The sequence below is a fragment of the Bacteroides sp. An51A genome, from assembly GCF_002161565.1.
Taxonomy (GTDB): domain Bacteria; phylum Bacteroidota; class Bacteroidia; order Bacteroidales; family Bacteroidaceae; genus Phocaeicola; species Phocaeicola intestinalis.
The window spans coordinates 147,519-169,800 of sequence record NZ_NFIC01000001.1; the positions used below are offsets into that span (position 1 = coordinate 147,519).

Annotated in this window: 15 protein-coding genes; 2 read left to right on the plus strand and 13 right to left on the minus strand. The window is 45.8% G+C overall.

Going from position 1 to position 22,282, the window contains the following annotated elements:
* Positions 1–584 precede the first annotated feature (584 nt).
* The 9 genes from B5G04_RS00540 to purB form a co-directional block, all read right to left on the minus strand.
* The gene (locus tag B5G04_RS00540; protein ID WP_087395106.1) at positions 585–2,495 is read right to left on the minus strand and encodes an arabinan endo-1,5-alpha-L-arabinosidase; all 1,911 of its coding nucleotides are present in this window, start codon (positions 2,493–2,495) and stop codon (positions 585–587) included.
* Between the two features lie 73 nt (positions 2,496–2,568).
* Positions 2,569–4,341 carry a hypothetical protein gene (locus B5G04_RS00545; protein WP_087395109.1) on the minus strand — a complete coding sequence of 591 codons (1,773 nt, stop codon included), beginning with the start codon at positions 4,339–4,341 and terminating at the stop codon, positions 2,569–2,571.
* 100 nt (positions 4,342–4,441) lie between these two features.
* On the minus strand, positions 4,442–6,199 hold the full coding sequence (locus B5G04_RS00550; RefSeq protein ID WP_022038928.1) for a RagB/SusD family nutrient uptake outer membrane protein: 1,758 nt from the start codon (positions 6,197–6,199) through the stop codon (positions 4,442–4,444).
* 25 nt (positions 6,200–6,224) lie between these two features.
* Positions 6,225–9,434, minus strand: coding sequence for a TonB-dependent receptor (locus tag B5G04_RS00555; protein WP_087395112.1), 3,210 nt, complete (start codon positions 9,432–9,434; stop codon positions 6,225–6,227).
* A 498-nt stretch (positions 9,435–9,932) separates the two neighbouring features.
* Positions 9,933–10,103 carry a hypothetical protein gene (locus B5G04_RS19555; protein ID WP_158098050.1) on the minus strand — a complete coding sequence of 57 codons (171 nt, stop codon included), beginning with the start codon at positions 10,101–10,103 and terminating at the stop codon, positions 9,933–9,935.
* Between the two features lie 218 nt (positions 10,104–10,321).
* Complete coding sequence (locus tag B5G04_RS00565; RefSeq protein ID WP_022038926.1) at positions 10,322–10,804, minus strand: DUF4488 domain-containing protein; 483 nt, start codon at positions 10,802–10,804, stop codon at positions 10,322–10,324.
* 251 nt (positions 10,805–11,055) lie between these two features.
* On the minus strand, positions 11,056–12,459 hold the full coding sequence (gene asnS, locus B5G04_RS00570) for an asparagine--tRNA ligase (protein ID WP_087213001.1): 1,404 nt from the start codon (positions 12,457–12,459) through the stop codon (positions 11,056–11,058).
* A 164-nt stretch (positions 12,460–12,623) separates the two neighbouring features.
* Positions 12,624–13,928, minus strand: coding sequence for a pseudouridine synthase (locus B5G04_RS00575; RefSeq protein WP_087212998.1), 1,305 nt, complete (start codon positions 13,926–13,928; stop codon positions 12,624–12,626).
* A gap of 149 nt (positions 13,929–14,077) precedes the next feature.
* Entirely contained in the window at positions 14,078–15,424 is a 1,347-nt protein-coding gene (gene purB / locus B5G04_RS00580; RefSeq protein WP_087213004.1) for an adenylosuccinate lyase, read from the minus strand.
* 267 nt (positions 15,425–15,691) lie between these two features.
* Between purB and B5G04_RS00585 the strand changes: the two genes are divergently transcribed.
* Positions 15,692–15,868, plus strand: coding sequence for a DUF4250 domain-containing protein (locus tag B5G04_RS00585; protein ID WP_022038922.1), 177 nt, complete (start codon positions 15,692–15,694; stop codon positions 15,866–15,868).
* 303 nt (positions 15,869–16,171) lie between these two features.
* On the opposite strand, the gene B5G04_RS00590 is transcribed toward B5G04_RS00585, so the two are convergent.
* The 4 genes from B5G04_RS00590 to dut all read right to left on the minus strand — a co-directional run bounded on the left by B5G04_RS00590 (position 16,172) and on the right by dut (position 20,701).
* Complete coding sequence (locus tag B5G04_RS00590) at positions 16,172–17,497, minus strand: peptidoglycan DD-metalloendopeptidase family protein (protein WP_087210498.1); 1,326 nt, start codon at positions 17,495–17,497, stop codon at positions 16,172–16,174.
* Entirely contained in the window at positions 17,494–18,327 is an 834-nt protein-coding gene (locus B5G04_RS00595; RefSeq protein WP_239413993.1) for a DUF4292 domain-containing protein, read from the minus strand. The genes B5G04_RS00590 and B5G04_RS00595 overlap by 4 nt, the downstream gene beginning before the upstream one ends.
* Positions 18,328–18,416: 89 nt before the next feature.
* Positions 18,417–20,198: a tetratricopeptide repeat protein gene (locus B5G04_RS00600; protein WP_087395115.1), complete on the minus strand. Its 1,782-nt coding sequence runs from the start codon at positions 20,196–20,198 to the stop codon at positions 18,417–18,419.
* A 68-nt stretch (positions 20,199–20,266) separates the two neighbouring features.
* Positions 20,267–20,701, minus strand: a complete 435-nt coding sequence (dut, locus tag B5G04_RS00605; RefSeq protein ID WP_087248632.1) for a dUTP diphosphatase — start codon at positions 20,699–20,701, stop codon at positions 20,267–20,269.
* Between the two features lie 217 nt (positions 20,702–20,918).
* On the opposite strand from dut, the gene B5G04_RS00610 reads away from it, so the two are divergent.
* Complete coding sequence (locus B5G04_RS00610) at positions 20,919–22,250, plus strand: deoxyguanosinetriphosphate triphosphohydrolase (protein WP_204246989.1); 1,332 nt, start codon at positions 20,919–20,921, stop codon at positions 22,248–22,250.
* Positions 22,251–22,282: the final 32 nt, after the last annotated feature.

Here is a 22,282-nt window from a genome sequence, read left to right on the forward strand (position 1 = left end):
TCGGATTCCGTCCTATCGTGGTGAGTAGGGAAGCTCCTTTCGGACATCTGACTACAAAAGAGTCTCAAGGGTAGCAGTCATTTACTATTGCACTGCGCGATTCGGTCCTTCCCCATAGACACACGTGTCTTAGGTACTATAACCTCTGCTGACTTCTCACGGCAAGCTTTACTCCGTCAGGGCACATCGAATGGGTACGTCTTCGCCATGCGTCCGTGAGACCTCCTCGGATAAGGGCATTGTCTTTCCATCTTATGCCTACTTCATTTACACCGACCGTTCCGAATAGCTATCGGGCTTTGGTTTGTGTAGAAACCTTACCCACGGTCAAATGCCTTGTATGAAGTTTCTGTTCGTTAGACCAGATGTTTGCCGCCGGCTTCCTTCAGATTCCACCTCGCGATGGACACCCTTGCCTTGGGCTATGTGATTCCCGCTATTAGGGCTCACTCGGGACTTACACCCGTTAGACAATGCTCATGCCGAGCGTACTACAAAGAAAGCTGCCTCAATTCATTATCGAGACAGCTTCTTCATCTTCCGGCAGGCATGCTCACACACCATGCCGCTTATTTCCGAATATATCACTTGCTTTTTTTACCCCAGTAAGTTTTATAATCATCACCATAGCCGGCATAAACGATAGTATGGGTTCTGGGAGATGCCTCCCAATCGGTTTCACGCTGCAAGTAAAGTTCTACCCCATTATCCAACGTCAGGATACGCTTGCTGCTGTCATACGTCCACGTAGCTCCTTCCCAGTCACCTGCAGTTACGGTATGGTCGGCGGCAAGGGTCATCGTGGCTGAAGTCTTCTGTTCTCCATAAGCGTATGACAAGTCGATGTTCTCCCAATTACCTATCAGTTCGCTTTCAGTAATCTCCACCTGCGGCACGGCACCGTAACGTTCAGGCATCACTACCGGCCAGCCATCTTCGGTCCATCGTATGCAACGCACCTGCCCCATCATAATGGCATTGGAAGCATTGATTCCCGGTACATCTACAGGGAATCTGCCTTGCGAAGCGAAATACCAGTTGCCTTCACCATCATCGAACACACAGCAATGCGAAATACCTACCCAGCCATCGTTGCCATTGAACTTATACGGATGAGTCAATATCGGGAAAGCTTCGCCTCCAACGGTTGTCACATCCGTACCGTCCATGCCCACATAAGGACCTGCAATATTCGTGGAACGCACTACACGGGTATTGTAGGGCACCTCCAATGCATCGTATGCCAGGAACAGGTAATAATACCCATCGTGATAAATCAGTTCCGGACCTTCTGAACCTTGCCAGCGATTACCCATCTGGCGGGTAGCTATCAGTTGTCCGTATGCAGCGATGTCTGCATCCGTACCCCACGGATCAGGCAATTCAGCCTTTACCTTGCCCGTTGCTTCGTCAAGTTCTACCAGTGCGATGCCGCTATGCCAAGAACCGTATGCCATGTAGTGGCGTCCGTCATTGTCAATGATATAGCTGGGGTCAATGGCATTCCATTTATAATAGCAGTTTTCATTCCAATAATCATCCGCACTGGCATTGACATAGAAATCCAATCCTCTATCGGAAGCATTGGTAATGACATAGCCCTTGTCTTCCCACCCGTCGTTGTTTGCCGGATTGGAATTCTCCATCAAGCCGATGAATGCACGTTCGCTCCATGTTCCGTCACCGCTTAACGTACCGGGACAGACAATGGAATAATACATACGATACAATCCGTTCCGCACTTTCCGTACGCAAGGTGCCCAATAGCCGAAGTCAGCCTCATCGGCTGTAGTCGGCTCCAATCCCATAGCTGCACGGATCTCATTCAGTTTCGGGATAACCCAATCGGGCAGGCTCTGCATCGTACCTCCCAAGTATTCCCAATCTACCAAGTTTTGCGAACGGCGTCCGTGGAAATGCCCACCTGCCATATGAGCGTTGCCATACGAAGCATCAGTCTGATACATGTAATAATACCCGTCTTCTGCAAGCACCACAGAAGGGTCATGCACATTGCTCAGGTTCCAGCGGCTACGGTTCGTCCAGTCAGCGATGCTGGTATAGTTATCCTCATAAGCGGGAGCTACATAGTTCGCAAGCTGTTCGTCGATGGGCTGGCTTTCGGTGGTAGCTTCCAGCGCATCCGAGTAGGTGTAACGGCTGTTGCCATATACGAATGCGCGAATATAATAAGTGGTATTGCCCATCAAGCCTGAAATGGTGGCACTGAAATTTTCGTCTGCTTCTACCATATTGTCATTGACAGTAGGAGCCTGCGAATTGGCACTGTAACAGAACCCCCTCCGGACAATGCTTCCTGTATTACCGGTTACCGAGGAAGCTACAGTCAGCGAAGTGCCTGTACTTGCGGTTACTTCCGGTACAGCTACAGTTACATCGCTACTTTGATTGTATTCTACTTCGTTGTCATCCGAACAGCCTACGAATGTAAAGACGGCCAACAAAGATATCCAAATTAATGATAACTTTTTCATGTGTGTCAAGTTTAAAAATCATGCCATCCCCCTATTAGAGGGGACGGCATGAATAGAATAAGGAAATGAAAAATTATTCACCAAAAACAAGATGGCTTCCGTCTACCGTCAGCGCAAAGTTCAAGTCTTCAGGATCGATGGTAGTGATACCCAAATAATATTGGATAGAAGTTGTGCCATCTGTTCCGTTCATGATAGCCTGAACATCGGCAGTACCATTGCCACAGTTGGTTACATAAACCGTAACTTCTGCACCGTTCATGGTAGCAAGCCAAGCAGCCCAGTCGGGTTGACCGCCACTGAGACGGAGATTGGTGTTTCCATCATATCCGGCACCCCAACCATAGTTATCAGCACGGACAACTCCATATTCTACAGTCGTATCAGTCTTACGAAGAACTACTACATAGTTGTTCCAGTTGCCAGCCAAGCTGCTGTAATTTGTGAACGTAATCGATTTAGTTTCGCCTGAAGGCACGTTGAAGTCATCAGAGAAAGCCCCCCAGAAAGCAGTCGAGTTATCTTCTGCTCCTACGATAGCCGTACTGTTTGTAACTTCTGACACTGCTGATTCGGCAACGGTAACCTCTACCGTAGCAGTCACTCCTTCGTCAGCTGTAATGGTAACGGTATGCGTACCTACTGTAGCCGGAACTGTAGAGAATGTCAGTCTTGAGTTATCAATCGTTCCTGTTCCCCCACTTACATAAGTTGCTGTCACTTCCATGCCAGTAGGGTCAAAGGCCAACGTACGGTCGGTCATTCCTTCGGTTGCCGCCGAAGTATAATAATAATAGGTAGTACGGGAAGGTTGCGTGGTCACTTCAATGGAAGCTATTTGTTCTACCAATTCAAATGTAGCACTTGCGATAACCGGCTGGTCACAGTTTTCACCTTGTTGGGTCTTGTTATAAGCTGCAACCAAGTTCTTCATACCCGGTGTTTCCATATCAGGAATAACCGAGAAGGTTAGTTCGGAAGAAGCTACAGTAGCCGTTACCCCTTCTTCAAAGGTAACAACGGCCGATACATTAGCTATTACAGAGTCGAGTGGCGTACCGATATTGACAATTTCGGGCACACCTTGCAATTCCATCGATACGGGATTCTTATCATCAGCAGAAGTAAGGCCGCCGATAGGTTCAATATTGGTCTGCAAGAAATTGATGTAAGAACCTTCAGGCACCAAGTAACAGCGGATATTGGTATTGCTTTCATCTGCATTCAGATTCACAAGAGCAGTCGGTTGGTTGTAGGTCTTGGTAACTGTACCATTGGTCATTCTGACACTGAATGCTCCCTCGACAGAACGGTCAACAGTAAGTGTTACCCTTCCACCCAATTGGGCTATACCTTCATCAGTATCGGTCTCGAAAGTGAGCGTACTTTGAACGTAAGAGCGGTCGATATAATCTCCCCATTCGGAGTTTCCCGAAGGCTGATTATCGTAGCGTATTGCCCCATATTCCAAATAGCCTTCGCCTTCACGATCAACATCATTGCAAATGATTAATGCAAAATTCTTATACGTATTCGATGCGTCAGGATTAATATTCAGGTTGAACACTGCATTCCACTTCTGACCATCGGGGATTACATAATACTTAGAGAAAACAGTCCACCAGCCTGTACTATAATCTGTACTTCCGATAGTATACACATCTTCCATCATACCTTCCAGTTCTTCATCGCCGGAATTTTGCGAATTGGCTATAGAATCCACCTTTTCGGAAAGCCAATCGGGCGAGTCCACCTCATAAAAGTGTTCGTCTTCACAACCGGCCAATGCCAGCAATCCCAAGACAAAAGAGCCGCAAACGGTTGCTATTTTATTGAAATGTTTCATGGTCTTATAATATAAAATTAGTAATTGATTAAGGCCTCTCCCACCCTAAGCAGCCGGGAGAGCACCCGTTTTTATTTTGCTAATTGTCAATTATCAATTGTCAATTATTTAAGTCCACAACCGGACGTACCGTCCAACCGTTGTCACGGAAGTAAGAAGAGTTGTCCGTACTGTAGTTAGCCGAGTTACCTTGCAGGCTCGGATTTTTGTTGGTCAACGTCTGCTGGATAGGCAAGAATTCATGTCCCTGTACGTAGGTATCGAATCCACTCTTCAATTCCGGGTCAGAACCAATGTTGCTATAGTCAACCGGAAGCATCACTTTGCTCGGATCATTCGTAATGCGGACTACAGAGTGTTCCTTCATCTGCTGCAAACGGCCTGCATCGTAGAAGAAGCCCCAACGGATAAGGTCAAAACCACGACCATACTCGCAACCGAATTCTTTCGGACGCTCTACATTGGCAATCTGCTCAAAAAGCTTATCGGCTGTATTGAAATCAGCAAGTTGCAAATCGGGTAAATCCACACGACCGCGTACTTCATTAATCCAGTTAATGGCACGCTGGGTAGGCCCGTTCACTTCATTCTCGCATTCTGCGGCACGAAGCAATACATCCGAATAACGCATCAGGCGGACATTGATACCATCGTGCAAACCTGTAACCACTGTGCTATACAGACCGGTACGGAGGTTGGTGTATTTAGCGACAGGAATACCGCCGTAACTGTTATTGGTACGGATGGTATCGGAAGCCGTAATAGGTTGTGTATAGGCTACGTTACCATATTCGAAACCTTCCCAATCGGCTTCATAGGTACCCAGGGTCCAATAGAGACGTGGGTCAAGCGTACCGTTTATTGTACGTTCGCTCTTGAAGAGGTCGTACAGCCAGTTGGTAGCCGAAAGGTCGGCCCATCCACCGAAATCACCCGGAGCAAAGTTACTTTCGATAGCCGAACCTTGCGTAGCATTGGGGCTGGTATTTACCGGTGTCCATTCGTCATCGGTGCCCTGCGAGGCATAATCCAAGAATTGGATTTCGAACAAGCTTTCTTCGTTGTTTTCGTATGCAGAGCCTTCGCGGAAGTTATCGCCATAGTTATCCATCAACCGATACGTACCATAGCGACCGCTGATAATGTCTTCCAACACCGTAAGCGCTTCGCTAAACTTGTGACGCACCATCAGCGTACGGGCATAAAAACCAGCCGCTGAACCGCAAGTGGCACGGCCGCCAGCCCATTCACCGCCTGTATCACGCGAAGGCAATAATTCCATAGCCTGTTGGAAATCGGCTTCCACTTGGTCGAGCACTTCATCGTAGGTGCTATTGGTACCGTAAAGTCCGTCCAGTGAAGAGTAGGTATCATAACTTGTAATCAGAGGCGGGTTTTGGTAATAGCCTGCCAAGTTATAGTAAGACAATCCGCGGATAAAGAGCGCTTGCCCTTTGATGCGTCTCAGGTTTTCCGAAAGCTGGCTGTTATCTTCGCCTACGCGGGAAAGGATAAAGTTGCATACGTTGATGGTGTAGTACCACTCACGCCAGGGCCACCAGGCAATATCACCTGTAACCAGTACGGTAAAGTCGTCAAATTCCATGTACCATACTTGCGAAGAGTTCCACACTTCATCGCCACGGCACGCGTCGATGGTATAGCCTACACGGGCATACGACCCTTCCATACGCATGTGGTTATAGGCAGCAATCACACACTCCTCCAAGTCATCGACTGTATTGCCGAAAGTAGCAGTAGTTTGTTGGTTGGGATTCACCACATCCAAATTATCCATGCACGAAGTCAGTGTTCCGACTCCAAACAGGAAAGCAAGTGAATATTTTAATAGTTTCATACAATAATGTTTTTAGCAGTTAGAATTAGAATGAGAAATGAAGGCCACACATAAAGGTACGTGCCGTCGGGAACGAACAGAAGTTATAACCCGGAGTAAAGGTACCTCCAGCATAGTCTACATTGTATCCTTTGTAACCGGTAAACGTGTGGACGTTTTGTGCCGACACATAGAGGCGGACATCTGATACATATTTGCCGAACCACTTGTCGGGGAAGTTATAACCCAACTCGATATTGGCAATCTTCCAATAAGCGGCATTCTGAATCTTACGTTCGCTGAACAAGTCGTTCCATGCGTAAGTCGCACTGTTTGTTATGTAGGTACGCGGTACATTCGAAATATAAGTAGAACCGTCTTCACTCCAACGGTTGGCATCCAGTATCGCTACATCCTTGTTGCCATAGCCATAGCAAGAGTTAAGCGAGTTGTAAATGTCATCAGCCACGTGGTAGTTCAAGGCACCAAAGGTAGCAATGCTCAGGTCAAAGTTCTTGTATTCGAAACGGAAATTCAAGCCGAAGTTGATTTTAGGCAGACCGCTGCCCAATACCACTTGGTCGTATTCATTGATTACACCGTCGGGAGTGCCGTCGGGACCGCTGACATCCTCATACAGGCAATCGCCCACTTGGGCACCTTGCTGGGTAGCATGATTGTCAAGGTCTGCTTGTGTACGGGCAATGCCTTCGTATCTCCATCCATAGAATTTACCGATTTCTTCACCGACCTCCGTAATATAAGCTCCACTAATATAGGCTTCATCCGTAAAACCTAACGAAGTGACTTTATTTTTCAGCGTACTAAGGTTGGCCGATATTTCATATTTGAACGCATGGTCGCGGTTGCGGTAGGTAGCAGCGAACTCAAAACCGGAGTTGTCCATCGAGGCGGCATTCATCGTAACGGTCGTATTCGATACACCTGCCTGTTCGGGTACAGGAACACTATACAGCAAGTCTTGGTTGGTATTTTTATACCATTCGGCGGTGAACTCTAAGCGATTGTTGAAGAAAGCGAGGTCGATACCTACATTGTAAGTTTTCTTCTTTTCCCAAGACAGGTTGTTGTCCACGAAGGTAGAAACGGCAGAACCGGTCACGGCAGAGTTATTGAAGCTATATGTCATATTGTTACGTGACATCACCGCCTGATACATATATTCACCGATGTTCTCGTTACCCAATTCACCGTAGCTGGCGCGAATCTTAAATAAGTTCACAACGTTCGGGTTAAAGGGGAAGAAACTTTCCTTATCGAAGCGCCAACCAATAGAAACAGAAGGGAAGGTACCCCAACGAATGCCCTTTGACAAGCGCGAGCTGGCATCCCGACGAACCGTAGCCGAGAACAAGTAACGGTCATCGAAGTTGTAGTTGACACGGCCAATGTAAGAGAAGATGGCGTGCTTGTAGTCGTAACTGGAAGAATAGGTGTTCGCACCGTTCTGCAGCTGGAGGAAATAAGGTTCGGTGTAGTTAAGTCCCCAACCGTTCAATGTATTGGTATGTTCTTCTTCATACGTCTGACCGGCAACGATATTCAGATGGTGTTTGCCAAAGGTACCATCGTAGGTCAAGATATTTTCAATCAATGCAGTAGAATAGTCACGCGAAGCTTTTTCCAAGCGCTCGTTGCTCTTTGCCAAATACACACGGTTACTCTGTATCCATGCAGGAATCCACGTGAAGTCTGAGCAATGCGTCTTGCTGTAAGACAGGTTGATGCGGTAATTCAGCTTGTGATTCTTGTTTTCGATGCCCAGCATCTTGAGCAAGTCCACATCGGCAGATCCTGTACCCACGAAACGGTCTACACGCGTATTGCGCTGCAACAGGTTGTTGACCAGCAACGGGTTAGAAGCCGAAATATCACCATGGATATTATCGTAATAAACACCATAGCCGTAAGCATCGTAATTATAGCCGTTGGCAGCTCCTACCTGACCATCGAGCACCCAAGTAGACGGGTCGTAAGCCATGATGGTAGGCTGCATCAGCAAAGTGGAACGTAACACGTTGCTCACGTCACCATACAATCCTTGCACATACTCGTTCGCATTAGACAATGCCATGTTATCCTGGTCGGAATGTGAATATACTATACTGGTCTGGAATTTGATGAACTTGGTATCCATGGTGTTGTTGACACGCGCGGTGAAACGTTCGAAGTTCGGTCCGGCTCCTTCCAGTGTTCCTTTCTGACTATAGTAATCCAACGCTACGTTATAGGTATTATTGGCACCACCACCCGACAGGTTCACATTGTGATTTTGGCGGATACCCGTCTTGAACACTTCGTCAAACCAATCTGTATCTGTATCATCCATAAAATGATAAGTACCTGTCGCATTATCGACAAGGTATCCACCCGGCAACGGCGTATTGGAATTGGAAGCCGCCTGCCCCAAATACTGGCTGTACTGGTCGGCATTCATCACGTCGTAAACCCCCGAAGGAATATAGTCCACACCGAAATAGCCATTGTAATCCACCTTCAAGGGCTGGTCTTTCTGACCGCGCTTCGTGGTAATGATAATCACACCGTTGGCTGCACGCGAACCGTAGATAGCGGCAGCAGATGCATCTTTCAACACTTGGATTGTCTCAATATCATTGGCAGAGAAGTCACGGATAGACGTTCCCATAGGCACACCATCAATGACATACAGCGGAGCCGTACTACCAAAAGAACCGATACCACGAATACGTACGGTAGGGTCGGCACCCGGCTGACCGTCGGAAGTAATCTGCACACCGGCAACCTTACCTTCCAGCATGGTAGAAATGTTGGAATTAGATGTACGCTTCAATTCCTCTGCATTCACTACGGCTACAGAGCCGGTCAAGTCGGCTTTCTTCTGCGTACCGTAACCTACAACGACAACCTGCTCCAGCATCTGATCGTCCGGATCCAATTGGATTGGATCAAGGATTGCCCGGTTACGGACAGCAACCTCTCGGCTTTTATACCCCACAAAACTAACTACAAGAACAGCATTACCTGGAACGTCCAATTCAAAATTGCCGTCCAAATCGGCAGTTGTCCCTCCTTTTCCATCTTTAATCATAATCGTAGCTCCCAACAAGGGCATGCCTTGTTCGTCAACAACCTGACCTTTCACCTTAATAGTCTGTGATTGTGTCACAGCAGCCATAGAGGGTGCAGCATATACCGCTGTACCTCCCAAGGCACACAAGCCAAGCATTGCGGAAAAAATCAATTGTTTTCTCATTTTTCAATGGTATTAAATTATCAATAAATAAAACTCTTCCTTGCCTGTATAAAATCTCTTCGCAAATACCATCACCGGCAGTTCTGAAAAACATAAGTCTTCTATCTATACACCTTAATTATATAATAAGATGAAGGAAATCGAATCCGGCAAATACTGCCTACGACACAGATGAGTATGTTTTCGTTATTTTTCATAGTCGGGAAATCTTTAATAAATAATTAGTTGTTTTTATAGTATTTTCAAAGGTAAGCGATTCTGGTTAAAACAGAGGTAGACAAATGGATATTATTGGTGGACAAACCAAAAAATCAACTATCATACAAAAATAAAAGCCAAACAAAAACACTTCCCTACCGATTCACCAAGTCTTACAGAAACAAGCTGATAATCAACACAATTACTTAAAAACAAAAAACAGTTTCTAAATTGCCAGCTGATGTATAAAAGCGAATGTTCACAAATTGCTGTACGCTTACAGCCGAACGCAAGAAAAGCTTAAGAAGCTGTTTTGAATTTCTCCAAAAAGTTTTTCTTGGCTTGATGTATCCGTTTTCGTGCGTGCTTTGGGCGATTTTTTGGTCCTTTCCGCTCCTGTTCTTCGTCAGATAGCCCGCTATCTTCCTCATCACAAAAGCGAAAATGCCTCAAAAACTCATCCCAAATCATCGCACGATAAATTCAAAACAGCTTCTAAAGCCTATTTAAAATTGAGATACTCTGATTTAGAAGTTAACTATTGCTTGAAAGTCAAGATATAAGTAACACAGAATATTATAAAACACACATATCCTCACCTGCTTCTTCTTATTTATTAAGGATAAGCAGGTGGGGATATGTACATAAAAAAAGCATAATGCCACACGCCTGGGCACAAACAAATTCCGTCAACGGACAATATCGGTCGGATAAACAGACGGCATGTCTATCTTTCTCCAAATCTCATGAGACCATACATCGTCTCCTTTTTCTGCTGACTTGAACCGTACAAACATCAAGGTACCGTTTTCAGCCATTTCGTAATGCATCACATTGTCTTTACCGTCCAACTGAGGAAGATGGATGTTTTTCTTCACATGCTCGGTAAAAGTAGAATCATTGTTTTGGGTATATGTACCCGAACCAATAATAATAGCTCCCGTTGGCATCATAACTACATTGGTAAATTCACCACTTTCACCCAAAATTTTCAACGAATTACTTGGTTTCAAATCTCCCGGCAAGGCAGGCAATGAAGAACTGTAAAAACACATTTGCCATACACCGGTCAAAGAAGCCGAAGTATTCTCATTAAACAAATTTTGTGCAAACGTATTCACCACACCCATAAATGAGCACAATACTGCGATAATTAAAGAACGTGCTTTCATGATGTAAAATTTTAAAGTTAAACGAATAAGTGATGTACAAATATATAGAACTTTTCCGTAAAACCTTACTTTCGGACAGATAATTTAAAGGAGAAGAATGTTAAAGATATTAAAACAAGACAAGCTCGGAAAAGTCAAAAAGTTAAGCCAACAGTCCGGATGATTCATTATCAACCAGACTGTTGGCTTCTAAGAAACGGAGCGATAATGTCTTCTTCACTCCTCCAGCTTAATTTCTTTAATTCTTCAGCTTAAAACTCTGCGTTATGCGGTGTACGTGGGAAAGGTATCACATCGCGAATATTCGCCATACCAGTCACAAATAACAGCAAACGCTCAAAACCAAGTCCGAAACCAGAATGAGGACAACTTCCATACTTGCGGGTATCCAAATACCACCACATATCTTTCATCGGGATATTTAACTCCTGAATACGGGTCAGCAACTTATCATAATCGGCTTCACGCTCTGAACCACCGATGATTTCGCCAATCTTCGGGAATAAGACATCCATCGCACGGACAGTCTTGCCATCATCGTTCTGCTTCATGTAGAACGCCTTGATTTCTTTCGGGTAATCAGTCAATATTACCGGACGCTTGAAATGCTCTTCCACAAGGTAACGTTCGTGTTCCGAAGCCAAGTCTACGCCCCAATATACCGGGAACTCAAACTTATGTCCGTTGGCTACAGCTTCTTCCAATATCTTGATACCTTCTGTATAAGGCAAGCGGACGAAATCTTCTTTCAGCACACCCTGCAAGCGTTCAATCAGTTCCTTGTCGAAATGGTCGTTCAGGAACTTCACATCATCATAGCAATTATCAAGTGCCCATTGCACACAATACTTGATGAACTCTTCCGCCAAATCCATGTTGTCGTTAATGTCATTAAACGCTACCTCGGGTTCAATCATCCAGAATTCAGCCAAATGACGCGGTGTATTTGAATTTTCGGCACGGAACGTAGGACCAAACGTATAAATCGCCCCCAATGCCGTAGCAGCAAGTTCGCCTTCCAATTGACCGGATACGGTCAGACTTGCCTGCTTACCGAAGAAATCATCATCGTAAATGATGGAGCCATTTTCATCTTTCTTCAAGTCATAAAGGTTCAAGGTAGTGACCTGAAACATCTGACCAGCCCCTTCACAATCGGAAGCCGTAATCAGCGGTGTATGAAAATAAAAGAAACCACGGTCGTGGAAAAACTTATGAATGGCAATTGCCATATTATGGCGCAAACGGAATACAGCCCCAAACGTGTTGGTACGCGGACGCAAGTGTGCAATCTCCCGAAGGAATTCCATTGAATGCCCTTTTTTCTGCAACGGATAAGTATTGTCGCAAGTACCCAAAATCTCGATTTCACGTGCCTGCACCTCAGCAGCCTGCCCTGCACCGACCGATTCGACCAATACACCATTAACGCTTACACAGGCACCTGTAGTGATTTGTTTCAGCACTTCTTCGTTGAAGTTGACAATGTCTACAACAACCTGTACATTATTTATAGTAGAACCGTCATTCAATGCAATAAAGCTGACTTGTTTGCTACCGCGGCGGGTACGTACCCAACCTTTCACATTGACCATCGTGCCAAAATCGCGACACTTCAGCAGGTCAACAATCTTTGTTCTACGAATCTTTTCCATTTTTCTGTCTGTTAGTTATTAAATCAAAACACAGAGACACTGCCTCAAAAACTCATCCCAAATCACCGCACGATAAATTCAAAACAGTTTCTGAGCATACCCCTTATGAAAACGTAAGATAACTCTCTGTTGTGCCTCTGTATTCATCGGTTGTCACTTTCTGCTTATTCAAACGACCCCATACGGAGCATGTTCACTTCGCGTTCTGTCAGATAACGCCAGTCACCCCGACGCAAGCCTTTCTTGGTCAGACCTGCAAAATATACACGGTCCAACTTGATAACACGATAGCCCAACGATTCGAAAATGCGGCGTACGATACGGTTCTTGCCCGAATGAATTTCGATACCTACCTGCGATTTGTCCGTATCAGAAGCATAACTTATCGCATCGGCATGTATTTCTCCATCATCCAATGTAATACCTGACACAATCTGATCCAGATCGGCTTTCGTCACATTCTTGTCCAGGTATACATGATAGATTTTTTTCTTCAAAAATTTCGGATGAGTCAATTTCGATGCCAGATCACCGTCGTTTGTCAACAACAGCACACCTGTCGTATTACGGTCCAGACGCCCTACCGGATAAATCCGCTCCTTGCAAGCACCTTTCACTATATCAAGCACAGTCTTACGTTCTTGTGGGTCGTCCGAAGTTGTCACACAGTCTTTCGGTTTATTCAGTAATACATACACCTTACGCTCTATACTGACCGGCTGGTCGTGGAATTTCACCTCATCACTGCGTTTGATTTTTGTTCCTAACTCGGTGACCACCTGTCCATTTACCGAAACCACACCAGCTGTGATAAACTCGTCAGCCTCCCGACGCGAGCAAATGCCTGCATTTGCCAAAAACTTATTCAAACGGATTGGTTCATTGGGATCTGTCAATATATCCTTGTACTCAATCTGTTTTTTCATGCTATATTTCGCATTGGGATTATAATCGGCAGTACGCGGACGGCCACCTTGCCGGTTATAACCTCCAGCATTGTTATTGAAACGCGGACGTTGCGGACGATAACCACCTTCTTCACCCTGCTGCTGTCCACCGTTGTAACGCGGACGGTATGGACGCTGTTCACCATCATTGTTGTCCTTATTATATCGAGGAGAATAAAAAGAACGCTGCGGACGATAGCCACCCTCTCCTTGCTGCCCACCATTATAACGCGGACGGTATGGGCGCTGCTCACCGTTGTCGTCTCGGTTATAACGGGGCGTATAAGAAGAACGTTGCGGACGGTAACCGCCATCTTCATTCTGCTGCCCACCCTCATAGCGCGGACGATACGGGCGTTGCGGACGACCTTCTGTATTAGGATTAAAACGGGGACGGTGTCCGTACGCACTTCCTCCCTCACTCCGATTATACTTGCCAGCCCCTTCTCTGTTGTACGATTTGTAACCATCACGGCCAGACGGGGTGTTTCCCCCTTCTTGTCTGTTTTCTTTCTCTGCCATATTCTTTTTGCTTTTTATAAATTAATGATTATACCCTTCCCGGGCGTTATTTCTTTAGTTAACGAATTGACAAGGTACCAGAAAACCAGGTTTCATTTCTTGCAACCAAAAACTTTGTCAACTGGTACCTCGTGTCTAGTCAACGTTTTTTACATTCCTGTATAATTGTGAGGGGTAATCGCACGCAGTTCCTGCTTCACCCTTTCACTCACATTCAATGTTTCAATAAAATTTTTAATAGAAGCCTCGTTGATAACCTGATTGGTACGTGTCAGGTCTTTCAACGCTTCGTAAGGATGAGGATACCCTTCCCGGCGCAGAATCGTCTGAATGGCTTCTGCCACCACGCTCCAGCAATTGTCCAGGTCTTCATATATCTTGTGTTCGTTCAGCAACAGCTTGCCCAAACCTTTCAAAGAACTCTGGATAGCGATAATCGTATGTCCGAACGGAACGCCGATGTTGCGCAATACCGTAGAGTCGGTCAAGTCGCGTTGCAGACGCGACACCGGCAATTTAGCCGACAAGTGCGCAAGCACTGCATTCGCCATGCCCAGATTTCCTTCCGCATTCTCGAAATCAATCGGGTTCACCTTGTGAGGCATCGCACTCGAACCGACTTCGCCCGCCTTGATTTTCTGCTTGAAATATTCCATCGAAATGTATTGCCAAAAGTCACGGTTCATGTCGATCATGATTGTATTGATACGCTTCATTGCATCAAAGATAGCACCCAAGTTATCGTAATTCGAAATCTGCGTAGTATACTCTTCCCGTTCCAAGCCCAATTTTTCTGCTACAAAACGATTACCGAATGCCTTCCAGTCTATTTCGGGATAAGCCACATGGTGCGCATTATAATTTCCGGTAGCGCCACCAAATTTTGCTGTAACCGGACAAGCTTTCAACATTGCCAGCTGACGCTTCAAGCGATAAGCAAACACCTCGATTTCCTTGCCCAGACGGGTAGGAGAAGCAGGCTGCCCGTGAGTTTTTGCCAACATCGGAATATCCTTCCACTCTTCGGCATACACTTCCAACTGCTCTATCAGTTTTTGGATTTGTGGATAATACACCTCATCCAGTGCATCCTTAACAGACAAAGGCACTGAAGTATTATTGATATCCTGCGAAGTCAGTCCGAAATGAATGAATTCTTTATACGGCTCCAGCCCTCCCAAGCGGTCGAACTGCTCCTTGATAAAATATTCCACAGCCTTCACGTCATGGTTCGTCACGCTTTCAATTTCCTTGATACGACCTGCATCCGCTTCCGAAAAGTTACGGTAAATGTCGCGCAGCGAATCAAAACGTGCCGCATCCAAGCCTTCCAGCTGAGGCAAAGGCAATTCACACAACGTAATAAAATACTCTATTTCTACGCGCACACGATATTTCATCAGTGCATACTCGGAAAAATAAGCAGCCAAAGCACCTGTCTTATTTCTATACCGCCCGTCTATTGGAGAGATGGCGGTGAGCAAATCCAGTTCCATCATAATGCTACTAGTAGTTTTTGATTCGAAATAATGATCATTAATGGCGCAAAGGTACGATTTTTTCCTGAGTTAACAGGACTAATACTGAAAAGTTTAGCAATTATTTATTATGAGCACCAACCCGACGTGCCACACGGACAATCTTATCACAAAAACACACGATACATGCAAAACAGTTCCTGATTTTTACAAGAAAAAGAACATCCTATCAAAGAAACCATTAACTTTGCAGCATCAAATGAACCACAAAAAACATAAACTATCATGGAATTACCCAAAGACCCGATGATGCTTTTCAGTTTCATCAACACCAAATTGCGTGACTTTTACCCTTCACTTGACGCCCTTTGCAAAGATATGAACGTAAACGAAGAGGTCATTGTAAACACCTTAAAAGCTGCAGGATTCGAATATAACCGCGAACTGAACAAGTTTTGGTAAACAAATACCGGCCGGCAAGTTTACGACAAGCAGCTTACGGCATCCGGTTTCAAAACTTTCCGTTTTTACTCTTCGTCAGATACTACTATCATCCTCATCACTGAAACGAAAATGACTCAAGAACTCATCCCGAATCAGCACACGATAAAATCAACACATAGCTGACTTGCTTGTAAGATTATTAATCTTCATGCCGAAAGATTATTAATCTTCACGCTGTAAGATTAATAATCTTACAAGCAAGACAACCATGCGGTTTTTAAAAGAGGCACAGAAAATATTTACACTATGATACACGACCCCTTAGCGTGCCAACCACAATTCGGGATTCAACTTGGCGGTTTCCTTGCGAAGCTGAAAATGAAGGACGGTATTGCCTCCCTTGTCAGTATTGACTACTCCTATCACATCACGAGTCTTCAGCACACTGCCTTTTTTCACACTAACGGAAGAAAGATTACAATATACGGAAATATAGCTGCCATGACGCACCAGCACATTCGACAAACCGTTATACTGGAAAATAGCAGACACCTCCCCGTCAAAGATAGCGCGGGCATGTGCTCCAGTCTTCCCCTTAATATCAATGCCTTTATTATCCAGCCGGACGTTACGCAGACCTTGCACTTGGTATTTGCCATAATGTCCTACCACTACGTAAGGTCCAGTAATGGGCATAGGCAACCTACCTTTATTATGCTCGAATACCCCTGAAAGCCGACGGTCTTCACGGTCTACCTTATAGACTTCTACTTTTTCCGTAACCGAAGGAGCAGACGTTTCCTTATTCTCGGCAACAGTGGACTTAACTGCTTCTTTTGCTTTCCGTTCCGCTTCAGCCTTCTTCCGCTCTTCTGCAGCTTTTCGGCGTGCCTCCTCTTCCGCACGTTTGCGCGCGGCTGCTATCTCGATTTCTATCAAGCGGTCGATTTCGGCATTCAGACGGTCGGCAGACTTCCGCTGCTTCTGGAGTTCCTGCCGGATGCCCCGCTGCTTCTTCTGTAACGAAGCGAGCAATGTCTTGCGTTCTTTTTCCTGTTCTTCCAGTTTTTGCTTTTCTGCCTCTCCCTGATGTAACAACTGCTGCTTTGCTTCACGGCTGGCAAGCAAGGTCTGCTGCTTGTTTGCCACCTGCTTTTGCTTACGCTGCACTTCCAATCCTTGTCTACGCTGGTAATCAGCATATTCGCGCACATAACGCAAGCGACGATACATCTGGCTCAAGTTATCTGCCGAAAAGATGAACATCAGCTTTTCCTGTACCGACTTATTGCGGTACATATACATTACCGACTTCTCGTACTTTTTTTTCTTGTCGGCAAGTTCATGCTGCAAAGCAACCAATTCAGCCTTTACACGGTCGATTTCGCGCTGGATGACCTCCACGTCCTTCTCGACAGTCTCGACATAACGTTTCCTCTCGTCGATTTGCCCGGACAGTAACGCTAGATTGTCCAACTGGCTCTTCACATCCTTCTGCGTAGACTGGAGCAAAGACTCGGAATCAGTTATCTGCTTTTGCAGAGCTGCATGCTGCTTTTCCAGTTCCCGAATCTTCTTTGTGCTCTGTGCAGAAAGCGAAACGGAAACCAGCAACAATAATCCGATTATACTCCAAAACTGCTTCATTTACTTACCAACATCTTCAATAATTCATCCACCTGCACGCGCTTATAGCGGGAAGGAACTTCTGTGCGGGCCTCCCAATTACCCCCTACATTCAGACGGGAAAACTCCATGCCTACCCCAACCTGCTTGCCGGTACCTTGTATTGTTACATACATTTGTTCTGGGAAAAAACGGTCTTTCAGCAACTGAAATGCATCATATTTCCATTGCAGGGAATAAGGGGTATCAGCCAGGCCGATGTTGCTTTCTTCCAGCCATCCTTTATCTGTCGAAGTATAAAAACGGTAAGTCAGTTGCCCGCTGTCCTGTGTTTCCAGTACAGCACGTCCGTCCGCCAACGACACCCGAAAATCTCCAGCATCGGTTACAGCGACCCGTTGCTTACCCGGTACAAACAATTCGTTCAGAAACAATGACTGAAGTATGGCAAAACTTAAATCGGTATGTGCCCAACTGTTCACTTCCTCGAACGACACTTGTACATAACGCTTGTTCAGCCGGTCGAGTGCCAATATACCATCGGGCGAAATCTCCAGACGAGCTATCTCAATGCCCAGCAAGGGTGCCACCGACAATTGTATCGACTCGTCCCGCTTGAGCCGGAGGGTGGCACTGCCTACCTTCGACACACCTTCGGGAGTAGACAAGCTCAATGTTACTTTTCCGCTCAGGCTCTGCCAGACAGGCGAAAGTTCGATAACTTTTTCGATATAATCCGTTCCGGTCAGCCCGCCAATCATCGGCGTTCTGGCGACCTTCCGTGAAGAAGAACAAGACACGACGAGTGCTACTGCCACTACAAGTCCTATGTAATTTATCAGTCTTTTCATGATGTTCCTTTTTAAGTGACAAGGCAATGAGTTGACACGGTTTAATCACCAAGGTATTTGAAGAATTTGTCACCTTGCTAACTTGTCACCTATTCTACATATTTTTTCAATCTTATTTTCTGTTTCAGGCGTTTGATTTCCTGCTCGGTAGGTGGAGTTTCCCCTTCTTCCACCTTCTCCATGGCATCTGCCTTTTTCCAGTATTCCAAAGCTTTATCTTTTTCACCCAGCATATAATAAATATCACCACAATGCTCCATGATGACCCGGCTCTTCTCTCCTCCATTGCGCAAAGCCTGCTCGATGTAGATACGTGCCTCGGTGTAACGACCTTTCTCGAAAAGAATCCAGGCATACGTGTCCAGATAGGTATCGTTATCGGGTTCTGCCTTTACCGTGCGGTAACTCATTTCTTCCGCCTTGTCAAGATTCTTTTTCTCTATCGAAAGATAGTAAGCATAATTGTTCAGTGTACCGATGTTGTCGGGATTATAAACCAAAGATGAATCATAAGCCGCATATGCCTCGGCAGCCCTGCCTTTTTGATGATAAATATCACCCAAGATGGCATAAAAGTCGGAAACTACTCCTTTATCGCTTTTCTCATTAACTTGTTTCACACCTCGTGTAAATACATCAAGCGCTTCGTCCAGTTCCTCTTTCTGATAATATGCCACTCCTAAATAATAATAAAATTCCAATGCTTCGGGATGGTATTCGAGCGCTGATTTCGCTATCCGGACTACTTCATCCAATTCGTTATCTTGTATTGCATAACTCAACAACTGAAGACGCGCAGGCTTGTTTTCCGGATCCAACGAAAGGACCTGTTCAAGCACCGGAACCGATTCTTTCTTCATATTCTTGGTAATCATATACTGTGCACACAGCATAGCCAGGTCGGCATTCTGCTGCGGACGTTCCAGTATGCGCCGGAACAAGGAAACGATCTGCATACTGTCTTTCGTAGTCTGTTCCGACTGCAGAATACACTGGCGCATCAGTTCCATCTTCGTATCAGAGGCTACATCATCGTTTATCAGAATGGTGTCCAGCTGAAGCTGGTACAGACTGTCTTGCCCGGTTTTTTGATAATAAGAAGCCATCGACAACACTGCTGGTGCATAATCGGGTTCTTCCTTCAAGATACGCTGATATACCGCCAGCGCCTCATCGGGTTTGTCATTGTTCAGATACACATCACCCAGGATAGTCTGGTAGCGCAGGTCATAAGGATATTCTTTCGACAAGTTCTCGATTTCGACAAAAGCACTGTCCTGTTTCCCCATCAACAAATACATCCGGAACTTTTCCATACTGATTTGTTCGGATTTGCCATCCAGCTCTTCCAGACGGTTTAGGGTATAGATGACGTTCTGGTAACTCTTTGTCCGGTTATACAAATCGACCAGCGACATCAACGGTTCAAGGCGTGCCGGAAACTGCTCTGCCATATTTTCGTAAACGGCAATAGCTTTGGGCAGGTTCATCTTTTGTTCATAATACGAAGCCAACGTCTGTTTATACCAGAAATTGGATTCATCGGAACGCACTGCCTGCTTCAATGCCTGTTCGCCTTTTTCCTCCTGCCCCAAATACATGTAAAACTGTGAAATCTCGTAAAGCGCAGCGCCCGATGAAGGATAGATGTCCAGACAATGTTTATACAACTCATATGCCGCATCGTATTGTCCTTTTTCTTTCATCCGCACTGCCTCCAGGAAATAATAATCGTACTTCCGGCGCTGTTCGAAGCTCAGCGTATATGCCACACCTGCATCTGACTGCTTCGCCTGTTTCTTTGTCGTGCCGCAAGCTACGAACATCATCGCCATGCTTGTTGCAAATAATATATAGAATAAATTTTTCATCTGAATGTGTATAAGTTTTCAACTATAAAGCCGCCTTATCCAACCTGACAACCCGAATACCAAGGACTTTATTTTGTCCCCGTATGCCCAAAGCCTCCTGCACCCCGTGCAGTATCGTCCAATACTTCTACCTCCTGCCATCCGGCTTGTTCATAACGGGCTATCACCATTTGAGCAATACGCTCGCCATCAGTCACCGTAAAATCTTCGGTAGAAAGGTTGACCATAATTACTCCTATCTCTCCCCGATAATCAGCATCAATCGTGCCAGGTGTATTCAGCAGGGTGACACCTCTTTTCAATGCAAGTCCGCTACGAGGACGTATCTGGGCTTCATAACCTTCGGGCAAAGCTATATACAATCCCGTAGGCACCAGGCAACGTTGCAAAGGTTTCAACACAATAGGCTCATCCAGGTTGGCACGCAAGTCCATACCTGCCGAAAGGGAAGTGGCATACTCCGGAAGCGGATGCTTCGACTTATTGATAATCTGTACTTTCATTGTAAGTTTGCTCATTATTGTTTTCACCACCAGATTACACAAATAAAAATAATTTCCTTTACGATTGCATGACAAAATCTGTGTAACCAGTGATGCATTGAGTTTAAATCTTCTGCGAAAATACATATTTCGCAGGATTTATAAATACGTTTACCATTTTTTAAACGAATCTTTTATACATTTGCAAGCCGAGATCCGAAAGAATTGAAGAAATATGATGAACTGGAACCAACTGATATCAAACAAACGCTTCGGGCTGGAAGCCTTGCACGAAGTGAGAAAAGAAGACCGTACCGAATTTCAACGCGACTACGACCGACTCATTTTTTCATCACCGTTCCGCCGCCTGCAGAACAAGACACAAGTATTTCCACTTCCGGGAAGCATCTTTGTACACAACCGGCTGACACATAGCCTAGAGGTGTCGTGCGTGGGACGTTCGTTGGGGAACGATGTAGTCCATCTGCTCCTTCAAAAACATCCGGAACTTGCCGGCTCACATCTTGCAGAAATAGGAGCCATCGTCTCGGCAGCCTGCCTGGCTCACGACATGGGCAACCCTCCCTTCGGGCATTCGGGCGAAACAGCTATCGGCACTTATTTTTCGGAAGGAAAAGGCCAGGCACTGAAGTCTCTGCTATCTCCCGCCGAATGGGAAGACCTGACTCACTTCGAAGGCAACGCCAATGCTTTCCGCCTGTTGACCCATCAATTCCGCGGACGACGCCCAGGAGGATTCGTCTTAACCTATTCTACCCTTGCATCCATCGTAAAATATCCCTTTTCGTCACAACTTGCCGGCGGGAAGCAAAAATTCGGTTTCTTTTTGAGCGAGCAAGCCGACTACGAACGCATTGCACGTGAACTGGGAATTATCCGCCTCAGCAATGAAGGCGAACCGATACGCTATGCCCGCCATCCACTGGTGTATCTGGTAGAAGCCGCCGATGATATCTGCTACCAGATGATGGACATCGAAGATGCACACAAACTGAAAATCCTGACCACTCAGGAAACCAAGGAACTGTATGCATGTTTCTTCAGCGCCGAACGCCTGAACCGTATCCATCAGATATGCCAGCTGGTAACTGACACCAACGAACAGATAGCCTACCTGCGCTCATCAGCCATCGGTGTACTGACCCGTGCCTGCGTGGAAACCTTCGTCGAACACGAAGAAGAAATTCTGTCAGGCAGTTTTCAGGGACCGCTCATCAAACAGATTGCCTCTCCCGTACGTGAAGCCTACAAACAATGTTCGGAAACTGCCTTTGAAAAGATATATTGTGCCAAGGACGTGCTCGACATCGAACTTGCCGGCTATCAGGTCATCACCACACTGGTAGACCTGATGATAGAAGCAGTACGTTATCCGCACAAAGCCTATTCGCAGTTGCTCATTAACCGTGTGTCGCACCAATACGACATGCAGGCACCCACTCTTTATGGAAAAATCCAAGCCGTACTGGACTACATCTCCGGCATGACCGATGTATATGCCCTTGACCTCTACCGAAAAATCAATGGAAACAGCCTGCCGGCGGTGTAGACACCTGCTATTCTATATCAAGTCTGGATTGC

Coding starts and splice junctions, on each gene's coding strand:
- B5G04_RS00540 (WP_087395106.1), bottom strand. CDS start 2,495: ATGAAAAAGTTATCATTAATTTGGATATCTTTGTTGGCCGTCTTTACA.
- B5G04_RS00545 (WP_087395109.1), bottom strand. CDS start 4,341: ATGAAACATTTCAATAAAATAGCAACCGTTTGCGGCTCTTTTGTCTTG.
- B5G04_RS00550 (WP_022038928.1), bottom strand. CDS start 6,199: ATGAAACTATTAAAATATTCACTTGCTTTCCTGTTTGGAGTCGGAACA.
- B5G04_RS00555 (WP_087395112.1), bottom strand. CDS start 9,434: ATGAGAAAACAATTGATTTTTTCCGCAATGCTTGGCTTGTGTGCCTTG.
- B5G04_RS19555 (WP_158098050.1), bottom strand. CDS start 10,103: ATGATTTGGGATGAGTTTTTGAGGCATTTTCGCTTTTGTGATGAGGAA.
- B5G04_RS00565 (WP_022038926.1), bottom strand. CDS start 10,804: ATGAAAGCACGTTCTTTAATTATCGCAGTATTGTGCTCATTTATGGGT.
- asnS (WP_087213001.1), bottom strand. CDS start 12,459: ATGGAAAAGATTCGTAGAACAAAGATTGTTGACCTGCTGAAGTGTCGC.
- B5G04_RS00575 (WP_087212998.1), bottom strand. CDS start 13,928: ATGGCAGAGAAAGAAAACAGACAAGAAGGGGGAAACACCCCGTCTGGC.
- purB (WP_087213004.1), bottom strand. CDS start 15,424: ATGGAACTGGATTTGCTCACCGCCATCTCTCCAATAGACGGGCGGTAT.
- B5G04_RS00585 (WP_022038922.1), top strand. CDS start 15,692: ATGGAATTACCCAAAGACCCGATGATGCTTTTCAGTTTCATCAACACC.
- B5G04_RS00590 (WP_087210498.1), bottom strand. CDS start 17,497: ATGAAGCAGTTTTGGAGTATAATCGGATTATTGTTGCTGGTTTCCGTT.
- B5G04_RS00595 (WP_239413993.1), bottom strand. CDS start 18,327: ATGAAAAGACTGATAAATTACATAGGACTTGTAGTGGCAGTAGCACTC.
- B5G04_RS00600 (WP_087395115.1), bottom strand. CDS start 20,198: ATGAAAAATTTATTCTATATATTATTTGCAACAAGCATGGCGATGATG.
- dut (WP_087248632.1), bottom strand. CDS start 20,701: ATGAAAGTACAGATTATCAATAAGTCGAAGCATCCGCTTCCGGAGTAT.
- B5G04_RS00610 (WP_204246989.1), top strand. CDS start 20,919: ATGAACTGGAACCAACTGATATCAAACAAACGCTTCGGGCTGGAAGCC.